The 13956-nt window shown below is 71.6% G+C and carries 11 protein-coding genes; 7 read left to right on the top strand and 4 right to left on the bottom strand.

Annotated elements, in window-relative coordinates:
• Position 1 precedes the first annotated feature (1 nt).
• The 3 genes from ACXR8F_RS18240 (at position 2) to lysS (ending at position 4055) form a co-directional block, all read left to right on the top strand.
• Complete coding sequence (locus tag ACXR8F_RS18240; RefSeq protein WP_458802646.1) at positions 2-805, top strand: Cof-type HAD-IIB family hydrolase; 804 nt, start codon at positions 2-4, stop codon at positions 803-805.
• A gap of 98 nt (positions 806-903) precedes the next feature.
• A complete protein-coding gene (locus ACXR8F_RS18235; protein WP_045191269.1) occupies positions 904-2214 on the top strand; it encodes an adenylosuccinate synthase in 1311 nt (436 codons plus the stop codon).
• A 59-nt stretch (positions 2215-2273) separates the two neighbouring features.
• Positions 2274-4055, top strand: coding sequence for a lysine--tRNA ligase (gene lysS, locus ACXR8F_RS18230; RefSeq protein WP_458802644.1), 1782 nt, complete (start codon positions 2274-2276; stop codon positions 4053-4055).
• A gap of 84 nt (positions 4056-4139) precedes the next feature.
• On the opposite strand, the gene ACXR8F_RS18225 is transcribed toward lysS, so the two are convergent.
• From ACXR8F_RS18225 to ACXR8F_RS18215, 3 genes are all read right to left on the bottom strand, one after another.
• Complete coding sequence (locus ACXR8F_RS18225; RefSeq protein WP_458802642.1) at positions 4140-5342, bottom strand: M4 family metallopeptidase; 1203 nt, start codon at positions 5340-5342, stop codon at positions 4140-4142.
• Positions 5343-5396: 54 nt separating this feature from the next.
• A complete protein-coding gene (locus ACXR8F_RS18220; RefSeq protein ID WP_458802641.1) occupies positions 5397-5708 on the bottom strand; it encodes a hypothetical protein in 312 nt (103 codons plus the stop codon).
• Between the two features lie 491 nt (positions 5709-6199).
• Complete coding sequence (locus ACXR8F_RS18215; RefSeq protein WP_458802639.1) at positions 6200-8554, bottom strand: HelD family protein; 2355 nt, start codon at positions 8552-8554, stop codon at positions 6200-6202.
• Positions 8555-8612: 58 nt separating this feature from the next.
• On the opposite strand from ACXR8F_RS18215, the gene ACXR8F_RS18210 reads away from it, so the two are divergent.
• From ACXR8F_RS18210 to ACXR8F_RS18195, 4 genes are read left to right on the top strand one after another with little or no spacing between them, the layout of a single operon-like run.
• The gene (locus ACXR8F_RS18210) at positions 8613-9242 is read left to right on the top strand and encodes a GNAT family N-acetyltransferase (protein WP_458802637.1); all 630 of its coding nucleotides are present in this window, start codon (positions 8613-8615) and stop codon (positions 9240-9242) included.
• 10 nt (positions 9243-9252) lie between these two features.
• Positions 9253-10530: a phosphoribosylamine--glycine ligase gene (purD, locus tag ACXR8F_RS18205; RefSeq protein ID WP_458802635.1), complete on the top strand. Its 1278-nt coding sequence runs from the start codon at positions 9253-9255 to the stop codon at positions 10528-10530.
• 36 nt (positions 10531-10566) lie between these two features.
• On the top strand, positions 10567-11202 hold the full coding sequence (locus ACXR8F_RS18200; RefSeq protein ID WP_458802633.1) for an RNA polymerase sigma factor: 636 nt from the start codon (positions 10567-10569) through the stop codon (positions 11200-11202).
• Between the two features lie 56 nt (positions 11203-11258).
• Positions 11259-12164 (top strand): phosphoribosylaminoimidazolesuccinocarboxamide synthase, encoded by a 906-nt coding sequence (locus ACXR8F_RS18195; RefSeq protein ID WP_458802631.1) that lies wholly within the window; start codon positions 11259-11261, stop codon positions 12162-12164.
• A 71-nt stretch (positions 12165-12235) separates the two neighbouring features.
• On the opposite strand, the gene ACXR8F_RS18190 is transcribed toward ACXR8F_RS18195, so the two are convergent.
• A complete protein-coding gene (locus ACXR8F_RS18190; protein ID WP_458802629.1) occupies positions 12236-13834 on the bottom strand; it encodes an HNH endonuclease in 1599 nt (532 codons plus the stop codon).
• Positions 13835-13956: the final 122 nt, after the last annotated feature.

The raw sequence follows: 13956 nt of genomic DNA, 5'->3' as shown, positions 1-13956 counted from the left end.
CATGACGCTCTTCTGCTCCGACGTCGACGGCACGCTGCTCGACCACCGACGCACCCTGTCCGACCGCACCGTCGCCGCCATCCGGGCGGTGCGGTCGGCGGGGCACACGTTCGTGCTGTGCAGCTCGCGCATGCCGGCGTCCCTGGAGGGACTCGAGCGCCTCTGCGGAGTCGAGCCCACCCCGCTCATCGCGTACAACGGTGGCCTCGTGCTGCGGGCCGACCGGTCGGTCGTCACCGACGTGGCCATCGCACCGGAGGACGCCCGGGGGGCGTATGCCGTGTGCTCGCGGCTGGGCCTCCACGCGAGCTTCTTCGCCGGTGACGACTGGCACGCCTGGGGTCCCGACGCGTGGACCGAGCGCGAGGCCACCATCACGGCGGTCGACCCGAGCGAGGTCTCGGCGCACGACTACGTCGCATCCGGGGTCGTCGACACACGGCCGCCGCACAAGGTGATGGCCATGGGCGACCCCGCGCTCGTCGACGAGCTCGAGGCGGCGCTGGCCGGGCGCCCGGGTCTCGTCTCCTACCGCTCCAAGCCGACCTACCTCGAGATCGCGAGCTCGGCCTGCTCGAAGGGCGACGGGCTGAGGGCCCTGGCCGACGAGCTCGGGGTCGACCTCGCCGACACGGTCTTCTTCGGCGACAACCACAACGACGTCTCGGCGTTCGCGGTCGCTGGCACGGCCGTCGCGGTCGCCAACGCCGTCGACCCGGCACTCGACGCGGCCTCGGTCGTCACCTCGCACCACCGCGAGGACGGCGTCGCCGAGTACCTCGAGGCCTGGCTCGCCGGCCACTGACCCGGCCGGGCCCGGCGCGGGGCGGACGGCGTCCGGGGCAGTGGTCTCGAACCGATAACCTTGCGGTTGGCCAGGACCACAACCCGGAAGGCGGACTGATGCCCGCGATCGTGCTCGTCGGAGCCCAGTGGGGCGACGAAGGCAAGGGCAAGGCGACCGACCTGCTCGGCAGCAGCGTCGACTACGTCGTCAAGTTCAACGGCGGCAACAACGCCGGCCACACCGTCGTCATCGAGAAGGACGGCAAGCGCGAGAAGTACGCGCTGCACCTGCTGCCCTCCGGCATCCTCAGCCCGAACTGCGTGCCGGTCATCGGCAACGGCGTCGTCATCGACCTGTCGGTCCTCTTCGAGGAGCTCGACGGCCTCGACGCGCGTGGCGTCGACACGAGCAAGCTGCTCGTCAGCGCCAACGCCCACGTCATCCCGAGCTACAACCGCACCATCGACAAGGTGACCGAGCGCTTCCTCGGCAAGCGCCGCATCGGCACCACCGGCCGCGGCATCGGCCCGACCTACGCCGACAAGATGAACCGCATCGGCATCCGCATCCAGGACCTCTACGACGAGAAGATCCTGCGCCAGAAGGTCGAGGCGGCCCTCGAGGTCAAGAACCAGGTGCTCGCGAAGATCTACAACACCCGCGCGTCCGCGGTCGACGACGTCGTCGAGGAGCTGCTCTCGTATGCCGCCCGGCTCGCTCCGATGGTCGCCGACACGAGCCTCGTGCTGAGCCAGGCCCTCGACCGGGGCGACACGGTGCTCTTCGAGGCCGGGCAGGCGACCCTGCTCGACGTCGACCACGGCACCTACCCCTACGTCACGTCGAGCAACGCCGTCGCGGCCGGCGCCTGCACCGGCTCGGGCGTGCCCCCGACCCGCATCGACTCGGTCATCGCGATCCTCAAGGCCTACACGACCCGCGTCGGCGAGGGCCCGTTCCCCACCGAGCTGCACGACGACAAGGGCGAGTTCCTGCGCAAGACGGGCGCCGAGTACGGCACCACCACCGGACGTCCGCGCCGCTGCGGCTGGATGGACACCGTCGTCGGCCGCTACGCGACCCGCATCAACGGCGTCACCGACTTCGTCATCACCAAGCTCGACGTGCTCACCGGCCTCGACAAGGTGCCGGTCTGCGTCGCCTACGACGTGAACGGCGTGCGCCACGACGAGATGCCGGTCAACCAGACCGACTTCCACCACGCGACCCCGATCTACGAGGAGCTCGACGGCTGGTGGGAGGACATCACCCACTGCCGCTCGTTCGACGAGCTGCCCGCCAACGCCCAAGCCTACGTGCTGCGCGTCGAGGAGCTCATCGGTGCACGAGTGTCGGCCATCGGCGTCGGCCCCGGCCGCGACGAGATCATCGAGCGCTTCCCGCTCAAGCCCGCCGTCGCGTCCTGAACGCTCGCGCCCAAAGGGGGCGGACGGCATACGCAATCGCTTGGAACTGAAGGAAATTCATGACTGAAACGGTCGCCCCGCTCGACTGGGTCACGCGCCTCGCCGACGAGGTCATCGCCGAGGCGCAGGAGCGCAACCCCGGCGAGACCATCGTCTGCGCCTCGGGCATCAGCCCGTCCGGGCCGATCCACCTCGGCAACTTCCGCGAGCTCATCACGCCGCACCTCGTCGCCGACGAGATCAAGCGCCGCGGCATCGCGTGCGAGCACATCCTCAGCTGGGACGACTTCGACCGATTCCGCCGCGTGCCGAAGAACCTTGCAGGCGTGGACGACTCGTGGGAGCAGTACATCGGTATGCCGCTGACCGCGGTCCCTGCGCCCGAGGGCTCGCCGCACGCGAGCTGGGCCGATCACTTCAAGGCGCCGCTGCTCGAGGCCATGGCCGCGACGGGCATCGAGGTGCGCCAGATCAGCCAGACCGAGCAGTACCGCGCCGGCGTCTACCGCGACCAGGTGCTGCTCGCGATGCGTGAACGCCTCGCGATCGACAAGGTGCTCGACCAGTACCGCACGCTCGAGGCCGTCGAGGCGGCGCGCCAGAAGGCCACGGGCAAGGGCAAGGGCGGCAAGGGCGGTGGCAAGGAGCCGAAGCTCACCGAGGAGCAGGCCGCGGCCGCGACCGAGGCCGAGCGCGGCTCGGGCGCCGCGACCGAGGACGACGGCAGCGAGGGCAAGGCGGGCTACTACCCGTTCAAGCCGTTCTGCTCCTCGTGCGGCACCGACTTCACCACCGTCACCGCCTACGACGACGACACGCACGCGCTCAGCTACGAGTGCACGAAGTGCGGTCACCGTGAGACCGTCGACCTCGACACCTTCACCAACGGCAAGCTCGTGTGGAAGGTCGACTGGCCGATGCGCTGGGGCCACGAGCACGTGGTGTTCGAGCCGTCGGGCGTCGACCACCAGAGCCCGGGGTCGAGCTTCGTCGTCGGCAAGGACCTCGCGCCGATCTTCGGCTGGGAGCGTCCCGTCGGCCCGATGTACGCGTTCGTCGGCATCGCAGGCATGGCGAAGATGAGCTCGAGCAAGGGTGGCGTGCCCATCCCGAACGACGCGCTCGAGGTCATGGAGGCGCCGGTGCTGCGCTGGCTCTACGCGCGCCGCCGGCCCAACCAGAGCTTCGACGTCGCCTTCGGGCCCGAGCTGCAGCGCCTCTACGACGAGTGGGATGCCCTGAACCGCAAGGTCGCCGACGGTTCTGCCCAGGCCGGCGACCTCGCCGCGCACCTGCGTGCGACCTCGACGGCGTCGGGGCCGCTGCCCACCACGCCCCGCCCGATGCCGTTCCGCACCATCGCCTCGGTGATCGACGTGACCCAGGGTGACGAGGAGCAGGCGGTCCGCATCCTGTCCGACCTCGACCCCGACAACCCGGTCGGTTCCACCGACGACCTGCGCCCGCGCCTCGACTGCGCCGAGCGCTGGATGCTCGGCTACGTGCCCGCCGAGGACCGCACGATCGTGCGGGAGACCCCCGACGCCGAGCTGTTGGGCAGCCTCGACGAGCAGCAACGCGAGTCGCTGCGCCTGCTGGCCGAGGGGCTCGACGACCACTGGTCGCTCGACGGCCTCACGCACCTCGCGTACGGCGTGCCCAAGATCCAGCGCGGCATCGACCCAGAGGCCAAGGTCAAGGACCCCGAGCTCTCTGCCGCACAGCGTGCGTTCTTCGTGCTCGTCTACCGGCTGCTCGTCGGCCGTGACACGGGGCCGCGCCTGCCGACGCTGCTGCTCGCCGTCGGCGCCGACCGCGTGCGCACCCTCATCGGCCACTGAGCCAGCCGGCCGGACACGCGAAGTGCCCACTCGACCGTGAGGTCGAGTGGGCACTTCGCGTCGTGGTTGTGCCGGTGTGACGGGTCAGTTGACCCCGACGCCCGACCAGGCGGCGGCGGTCGCCGTGGCCTCCGGGCTCGTGGCGCCGTAGAGGTCCTTGGCGGCCTGCACCATGCCGGCGCGGGCGCCCGCGTAGTCGGTGCTCGACACCCAGTAGGTGGTGAGCGCGCGGTACCAGATGGCGGCGGCCTTGTCGTGGCCGATGCCGGTGAGCGTCGCGCCGTTGCACGCCGTGCTGCTGTGCGTGGCCCCGCCGATCACCTTGGTGCCGGTGCCCTCCGAGAGGAGGTAGAACAGGTGGTTGCCGACGCCCGAGCTGTAGTGGACGTCGAGGGTGCCGACCGTCTTGCTCCAGCAGTCGGCCGATGCGCCGTCCTTGCTCGGCTTGTCCATCCAGCGCAGCGGGGTGCCGGAGGTGTTGATCTTCTCGCCGATGAGGTAGTCACCCTGGTCGGCGGCGTTGGCGGCGTAGAACTCCACCATCGTGCCCATCACGTCGGACGTCGACTCGTTGAGGCCACCGGACTCGCGGCGGTAGGCGAGGCCCGCAGTGGCGGACGTGACGCCGTGCGTCATCTCGTGGCCCGCGACGTCGAGGGAGACGAGCGGGGTGTAGCTGCCGCTGCCGTCGCCGTAGCGCATGCAGAAGCAGGCGTCCGACCACGAGGCGTTGACCCAGCCGCTGCCGACGTGCACGAGGCTCTTGGCGGCGACGCCGTTGTTCTTGATCCCGTTGCGGCTGAAGACGTTCTTGTAGAAGTCCCACGTCTTGGCGACGCCGAATGCGGCGTCCACGGCAGCCGTCTGCCGGTTGGAGTTCGAGCCCGTGCCCCAGACGTTGTCGGCGTCCGTGTAGAGCGTGCCGCTCGTCGTCGAGGTCGAGCCGTTGTTGGCGTCCTCGGTGCGGGCGCCACCGCGGGTGCCGTCGATGAGCTGGTACGACCCGCCGGAGAGGGTCGACTCGAGCGGCACGGTGCCGAGGTAGAGGCTCTGACCGCTGCCCGTGTCGGTCTGCTCGGTGGCCCACTGGTCCACGACGGCACCGGAGCGGGCGTCGACGAAGACGACCTTGCCGGCGGGCTCCTGGTGGGCGCCGACGCCGTCGACCTGGGTCTTCCACACCAGGCGGGCCGGGCCGTACGCGTACACGGCGAGCGTGGGCGACGACGTGCGCACCGTGAAGCCGGCGTCGCGGGCGGCCGTGGCGGCCGCTGCCTGGCCCGTCACGAGGGGGGTGGTGGACGCGACGCGCACGGCGCTGGACGCAGCGTTGACGCCCTTTCAGGCGCCGGCCTTGTCGGTGTGGACGACGACGTCGCCACCGACGACGGGCAGGCCCTTGAACGTGCGGTCGAAGCGGGCGTGGGTGGTGCCGTCGCGGTCGGTCGTTACGCTCTTGCCCTGCAGTGCCTGGTCGTTGTCGAGACCGAAGGCGTTGCCGTGGGCCCGAGCGGCGGCCATGGCTCGCTCGATGCCGACTTTGCCGGACCCGGCCTGCTGGCCGGCTGCCTGCGCGCCGCTCGTGGCGACGGTCGCGAGGGCGGTGGCGGCGATCGCAGCGGTGGCGACCGTCGTGATGAAGCTCTTCTTCAAGGCGTTCTCCTGGCTACCGAGGTACCCCCGAGGGCGGTCGGATGACCTGCCGCAACAGTTGTCGGTGACCGGGGTGCGCGCCAGTCAGGAGGCGCAATGTTTGCCATCGCTTGAAGGACATTTTGTCGAGGGGAAGGTCATTTCCCAGACAATTCCCAGCGAGGACGGCGGGGCGCGACAAGGCCGTGTCGGGGACTCCGGACATGGGGCGGGCGAGGGGCGGGATGCAGGGGGGTTGCATCTCGTCCCTCGCCCGGTGCGTCGTCCACATTGGGGGGCGGGACTTCGCGATGCGCCAAGGGTCTCAGGGGGGAGGAGACGGCGGGGAGGGTAGGTTCGCACGCCTTGGCGGTGAAACCAATCTTCCCCCTCGGGGAGGGTGCAGTCGACGGTTCACTGAATCCTTGAACAAGTCTTTACCTAATGTCGACGTGCGCATAAAGGGGCATCCAGCGCATCGCCGCCAAGTCCGTCGAAGACGCGTCAGAGCGTCACGAAAGCACCGTCATCCGGTGCGCCGCGCGCGTCAGAGCGACGTAGAGGACGCGTACGCCCCCGGGCGACTCGCGGGTGATCTCGGCCGGGTCGACGACGACGGTCGCGTCGTACTCGAGGCCCTTCGTCGACATCGGGTCGACGACCTGGACGCGACCCTCGGGCTCGGCGAGCGGAGCCAGGGCCGCGGCGTGCCGGGCCGGGGTGACGACCGCGATGGCCCCCTCGACCTGGTCGAGCAGCGCGTCGACGGCGGCCCGGACGCTCGCGAGCGGGTCGGCTCCGAGCGGCGCCTCGACCGGGTGCACCCCGGTCTCGCGCACCGCCTGCGGGATGTCGGCGTCGGGCACCTCGCGGCGCACGACCTCGGCGGCGTAGTCGAAGATCTCGCGGGCGTTGCGGTAGTTGGTGTCCATGTGGAACGACTGGCGCCCCTGAGTGCCGAAGGCCTCCTCGCGGGCCGCGGCGGCCTCGGCGGCGTCGGGCCAGGAAGCCTGGGCGGCGTCGCCGACGACGGTCCACGACGCGTAGCGGCCGCGCCGTCCGATCATCCGCCACTGCATGGGGGAGAGGTCCTGGGCCTCGTCGACGAGCACGTGCGCGTACTCCTCGGGCCGGCCGACGCGACCGGCGAGCAACCGCTCGCGCGGCTCGGTGCGCACGACGGGCGCGCCCTCGTCGCGGGCGGCGCTGCGCACGGGCTGCACCTCGGTGACGCCGTACTGGCTGAGGTCGTCGAGCTCCTCGATCTCGTAGAAGCCGCGCTCCTCCTTCGGGGCCTCCTGCACGGCGCCGAGGCGGGCGGCGAGGTCGTCGACGAGGGCGACGTCGGCGACCGACCAGGAGCCGACCTCGAGAGCGTGGCGGAACGACGCGGCGAGTGCCTCGACCTCGTCGTCGCGCAGGCTGCCGCGGGCGTGCCGACGCACGAGCTCGGGGTCGCCGAGCCAGAGCAGCACCTCGCGCGGGTCGACCTGGGGCCACCAGGCCTCCATGAACGACTCGACGTCGAGGTGGTCCTCCCACTTGTCGAGGAACTCGGCCTTGGCGTCGCGGTCGCCGGTGATGCCGAGCGACGACCAGGCCGCCTCGCCGAGGGCAGCGTGGGCAGCCGCGGTCGCGGTGTTGCGCTGGTGCTGGCGCAGCACCTGCGAGCGCACCCGGTCGAGGTCGCGGGCCTCGAGGCGCACGGGACGACCGGCCACCATCGCGCGGAACTCCGTGGGGGACTCGGGGACCCGGCCGCGCGCCGCCGCGCCGAGGAGGCCCCGGATGCGGGTCGAGCCCTTGATGCGCGCGACGTCGGGCGGGTCGAGCCGCTCGGTGCCGACGACGTCGAGCACGTCGCCGAGGGCGCGAAGGACGACGCTCTCCTCACCGAGCGAGGGGAGCACCCGCTCGATGTAGGCCGTGTAGGCCCCGGAAGGGCCGACGACGAGGATGCCGCCCGACTCGAACCGTCGCCGGTCGGAGTAGAGCAGGTAGGCGGCCCGGTGCAGGGCCACGACCGTCTTTCCGGTGCCGGGGCCGCCGGTGATCTCGGTGACGCCGCGCGCGCTGGCGCGGATGGCCTCGTCCTGGTGCGCCTGGATGGTCGCGACGATGTCACGCATGCGCTCGCCACGGCTGCGGGTGAGCGCGGCCATGAGGGCGCCGTCGCCCACGACGACGAGGTCGTCGGGCGCCTCGGGGACCATGAGGTCGTCCTCGATGCCGATGACCGTGGTGCCGCGGCTGCGCAGCACGCGTCGGCGCAGCACGCCCATCGGCTGGGTCGGCGTGGCGCGGTAGAAGGGGGACGCGGCGGGTGCACGCCAGTCGATGACGAGCGGCTCGTAGTCGTCGTCGCGCACGCCGAGTCGTCCGATGTAGCGGATCTCGCGGTCCTCGTCGCTGCTGCTCTCCGAGCCGGCCACGCCGGACACGCCGGTGCCGGAGGCCCCTCGCGCGTGCCCGTTGCCCGACACGTCGGTCGCCTTCGCCGCGCGCAGCATCGCGTGGTCGATGTCGAGCCTCCCGAAGACGAGGCCCTCGTACTGGGTGTCGAGGGCCGACCGTCGCTTGGCGGCGTGGAACATCAGGGCGTCGCGCTCGAACAGGCCGGCGCCCTCGGCGTCGCCGATCTCGACCTGCCGGCCGAACTGGCTGCGGGCCAGGCCCTCGGCCTGGACGACGTCGGCGCGCAGGCCGGCCTTCTCGAGCTCTTCGTGCACGCGGTCGACGTGCGCCTGCTCGACGGCGATCTCGCGCGCGAGCTCGTCGGGGATGCTCTTGGTCGACACCGGCGAGACGTCGCGCGATCCGGGCGCGCTGCTCCGCTGGGACGATGCGTTCGAAGTGCTCACTGACATCCAAGGACTCTGAGGGGCGCCTAGGCGGCGCGGGAACCATCAAGTCTACTGTCATCGCATGCCCGCACCCGCCTGCATACCGCCCACCGGCGCGCCGCTCGTCGGCCGCTTCGTCCGGCTCGACGTGATGACGCCCGCCGACGCCTCCGGGCTCTTCCCGGTCTTCGCCGACCGGCGTTGCTACGAGGAGGGATACGCGATGTCGCGGGCGCACGAGAGCGTCACCGACACGGAGGCGGTCGTGAGCGCCTACGTCGCGGCTCGGGAGGCGGGGCGGACGGCATACACGATCAGGCTCGTCGCCGACGGGGACCTCGGTCCGGAGGGAACGGTCGTCGGCACGAGCTCGCTCGGCGACGTCGACACGGCCCGCGAGCACGTGCACCTCGGTTGGACGATGTACGGCTCGCGCTGGTGGGGCACCCAGGTCAACCCCGAGAGCAAGCTGCTCCTGCTCGAGCACGCCTTCGACACGTGCGGGTTCGGGCGGGTGAAGATCCAGACCGACGTGGTCAACACGCGGTCGCGCGCCGCGATCCTCAAGCTCGGCGCGACCTTCGAGGGGATCACCCGGCGCGACGTGCGACGGGCCGACGGGTCGTGGCGCGACTCGGCCGTCCACTCGATCCTCGTCGACGAGTGGCCCAGCGTGCGGGCAGGGCTGCTGGCCCGGCTGGACGGCCCCTAGGCTGGGCGCCGTGAAGGTCCTCGTCCTCGGCTCCGGCGCCCGTGAACACGCAATCGTCAAGGCCGTCGCGGCCGATCCCGAGGTCGACGCGGTGATCGCCGCGCCCGGCAACCCGGGCATCGACGCGACCGCTCTCTGCGTGCCCGTCGACATCCTCGACGGCGAGGCCGTCGCGGCGGTCGCCCGAGAGCACGAGGTCGACCTCGTCGTCGTGGGCCCCGAGGCACCCCTCGTCGCAGGGGTTGCCGACGTATGCCGTGCGGCCGGGTTCGCCGTCTTCGGCCCCTCCGCCGAGGCCGCGCGCCTCGAGGGCAGCAAGTCCTTCGCCAAGGAGGTCATGGCCGCCGCCGACGTGCCGACCGCGCTCGCGCACGTGTGCACGACGATGGACGAGGTCGAGGCGGCCCTCGACGCGCTGGGAGCGCCGCACGTCGTCAAGGACGACGGCCTCGCTGCGGGCAAGGGTGTCGTCGTGACGGACTCGCGCGAGGTCGCGCTGGAGCACGCCCGAGCGTGCCTCGCCAAGCCCGGCGGGCGCCTCGTCGTCGAGGAGTTCCTCGACGGGCCCGAGGTCTCGGTCTTCTGCGTCAGCGACGGCGAGACGGTCGTGGCCCTCTCGCCGGCGCAGGACTTCAAGCGCGTGGGCGACGACGACGCGGGCCTCAACACCGGCGGCATGGGCGCCTACTCGCCGCTCGACTGGGCCCCCGACGGGCTGGCCGACGAGGTCGTCGCGCGGGTGGCACGTCCGACCATCGACGAGATGCGCCGCCGCGGCACGCCGTTCGTCGGCGCCCTCTACGTCGGCCTCGCGCTCACGTCGCGCGGACCGAAGGTCATCGAGTTCAACGCCCGCTTCGGCGACCCCGACGGGCAGGCGTCCATCGCCCGGCTCGAGACACCGTTCGCTCAGCTGCTCCTGGCGGCCGCCATGGGCGGCCTGGGCGACTTCGGCCGACTGCGCTGGTCGGACGACCACGCCGTCGTCGTCGTCGTGGCGTCGGCCGGCTATCCGGAGGCGCCGCGCACCGGGGACCCCATCACGGGTCTCGACGCGGCGGCGGAGGTGCCGGGTGTCGTCGTGCTCCACGCCGGCACGCGTCTCGACGAGGAGGGTGCGCTGGTGTCGGCCGGCGGGCGGGTGCTCGACGTCGTCGCGGTGGGAGGGTCGCTCGCGAAGGCGAGGAAGGCGGCCTACGACGCGGTGGCGGTCATCGAGCTCGACGGCTCCCACCACCGCAGAGACATCGCGCTCCGCGCCGAGCGCGGCGAGATCACCGTCGGCTGAGGCGAACCCTCGGGGCCGAGCCGGACTCTTCCAGGCATGAGCTTCGAGACCATGACTCGAGAACCAACCCTCACCGGGTCGACGCCGGTGCTGGGCGACAGGGAGCTGTGGGCTCGTCTCGACGGCGCTGACGGAGCAGCGCTGACGCAGCTCTACCGGCGTCACTGCGATGCCGTCTACAACTTCGCCTTCAGGCGCACCGCGTCGTGGGCGACCGCGGAGGACGTCGTGCAGGCGACGTTCACCGCGGTGTGGCGGCGGGCTCGTGACGGCACGGTCGACCCGCTGCGCGCCGACACGGCCCGCGCCGTCCTGCTCGTCATGGCCGGCCAGGAGTGCGCGAACGTCGCGCGCTCGGCCCGCCGTCTGCGTCTGCTGCACGGGCGCATCGAGGCCGACGCCGGAGGTGCGGTCTCGGCCGACCATGCCGCGCCCACTGCCGCACGCGTCGACGACGAGCGGCAGATGAGCGAGGTGCGTCGTGCCCTCGCCCGCCTCCCGGCCGTGCAGCGTGAGGCGGTCGAGCTGGTCGTCTGGTCGGGCTGCAGTGTCGCCGAGGCAGCCACTGCGCTCGGCGTCTCCGGAGGGACCGTCAAGTCGCGCCTGCACCGGGCTCGGCGGAGCCTCACCGACCTCATCTCTCCCGATGCCCTCAAGGAGTCACTGTCATGAACCTGCCCCTCCCCGCTGAACGCCCTGTGCCGGATCGCCTGAGCAGGTGGCAGGCTGTGCGCGTGACCGACCTACCGCTGGACCTGCCGGGCTACGAGCACATCTACTCCGGAAAGGTGCGTGACCTCTACGCGCCGCTCGACGATGCCGGCGAGGTCGTGCCCGACCAGCTGCTGCTGGTCGCCTCGAACCGGCTCTCGGCGTACGACTGGATGATGTCGCCCGAGATCCCCGACAAGGGCGCCGTGCTGACGCGGCTCTCGCTGTGGTGGTTCGACCAGCTCTCCGACCTCGTGCCCAACCATGTGATCTCCACAGACGTGCCCGAGTCCGTCGCCGGACGCGCGGTGCTGGTGCGCAAGCTCGACATGCTCAAGGTCGAGGCCATCGCCCGCGCCTACCTGACCGGTGGGGGCCTGGAGGAGTACCGCGAGAAGGGCTCGGTCTCGGGTGTCGAGCTGCCCGAGGGGCTCGTCGACGGCTCGAAGCTGCCGGAGCCGGTGTTCACGCCGACGACCAAGGCCCCGGTGGGGGAGCACGACCTGCCGATGACGCCGGCCGAGGTCGAGGCGGAGGTGGGCGCGGACGTGGCCGCAGAGGTGTCGCGGCTGACGCGGGCCATCCTCGCGCGCGGCAACGAGATCGCCTCCGAGCGCGGCATCCTCATCGCCGACACCAAGGTGGAGTTCGGCGTCTCGCCCGACGGCTCCGGGAGCCTGGTGCTGGCCGACGAGGTGCTGACGCCCGACTCGTCGCGCTTCTGGCCGGCCGACCTGTGGGAGCCGGGGCACCCGCAACCGTCGTACGACAAGCAGTTCGTGCGTGACTGGCTGACGTCGGCCGAGTCGGGCTGGGACCGCAAGAGCGGCGAGGCGCCGCCGGAGCTGCCCGTTCGCATCGTCGAGCAGACCCGCGCGAAGTACGTGGACGCGTACGAGCGCCTGACCGGAGAGACCTTCTGACCCGGACGCCTCGCCCCGCTCGGGTGTGGCCAGGCCCGGGGGGCGCGGCTGGACCTGGAGCTCCGTCCCGGTCAGCCGGCCTCGGCGTACTCGACCTCGACGTCGTCACGCTCGTAGACCTCGAGCCGCACGCCGCGGCGCCTCCGCAGGACCCGGTGTGACGGCCCCGCCGCGGTCTCGGCGCCGGGCAGGACGGGCGGGGGGACCGACAGGTGGACGTGACCCGTCGGCGTCATGATCTGCACGGTGTGAGCTCGTTCGTCGTCGCCCAGCTGAGCCGCCGCCGGGGGCCCGGTGCCCTCGCGTGCCAACGGTCCACAACTGAGCACGACGGACCGCCACCCCGGCTGCTCCTTGACGATGTTGCAGCGCACGCAGAGGCCCTGGCCGTTGCCGGCGCTGGTGGGGCCGCCTTCTGCGTGCGGCTCGACGTGGTCGGCGTGGGCGACCGGCGCGTCGCACCACGGAGTGCGGCAGGCGCCGTCACGGGCGACGACGAAGCGACGCAGGCCGGCCGGGAACAGGCGCCGGTTGCTCTCCATGGCCACGAGGGTGCCGGTCGACGGATGCGTGAAGAGCCGTCTCACCCACACTCTCGCAGCAACCCCGCCGCCCGGCGCGCGCCGCGTCAACAGCTCGCGGGCCCAACCGGCGGGCACAGCGCCGTAGCCGGGGACGTGCGCGGCGGTGGCGTCGCCGTCGAGCAGTGCTCGGTCGGTGATGACGACCTGCACCTCGACGGGCACGGTGTCAGCCCTGCTCTGGCCGGTCACGAGCTCGACGAGCGTGTCGGCCATGACCTGGCCCTTGCCGCGCTGGTCGCCGGAGGCTTTTGCGGACAAGGCTGCTCGGCTCAAGGCTGCATGAACAGCCACGGCCTGGGCGACGGGAAGGACTGCCGAGACCAGTGCCATCGTGTCGGGGACGGGGCGGATCGTCACCCGCCGCTCCGACTCCGCCATGCGGCAGCGCTCCACGGCGGCAGCGGCATCGAGTCGGTCGGCGCAGGCGCGCACCCGGCGCTCCAGCTCGCGATCGCCCCACGCACCGATGCCCGCCCTGGGATCGTCCGGTAGGAAGTTGACACCGACGACCTCGTCGTCGACACGAGCACGCAGCTCCGGCCGCAGATGGCTCGTGGCCCGGACGACGAGTTCGGCGCGACGCTCGTTGAGCGCCCCGGCAGACAGCGCCTCGAGGGTGCGCGGCAGGTGCCTGACGAGGCTCACCGCCGCGCTCGCGAGGCGGGACCCGCGGTTGGGCGACTCGTGCCGGGCCAGACCGACCTGTGCTGAGACGCTCGTGCGCGAGAGCATCATGCGCCGGGTCGTACGGGAGCGACGTGCCTTGTCTCGCCCGACGCCGTCGTGTCCGGAGTGGTCGGTCCCCAGCTCCATCGAGCGAGCGCGGTCACGGGCCAGCACCCAACCGTCGAAGTCGCCGGCGTCGGAGCACGCCTGAGCCTCAGCACGAAGCCGCTGGGCGGCTTCCGACTGGGACGCGACGAAACGCTCGGTGAGTCTCACCTGTGCGGCCGCGCAGGCGGCCTTGAGCCGCTCGAGTTCGTCGATCGCGGTGATGGTCGAGGCGTCGTCGAGCACGTGGGCGCCTGGGACATCGGGGCAGCTCGCCCTGATCCCGCTCACCGCCTTCGCCAGCTCCTCGAACATGTGTTCTGCATATCTGCTTGGGTGAAGTAGAATCTGTGGATGACCGCGAATCCGGTTCGGGGCGTGGACTACCCGTCGACGTACCAGCAGCTGCTGGAGTGGTTCCCGGACAACCAGTCCTG

It is taken from the genome of Terrabacter sp. AAH1, assembly GCF_054456855.1.
Note: the sequence above shows the minus strand (reverse complement) of the source record. Positions and strands in the feature narration are given on the sequence as shown.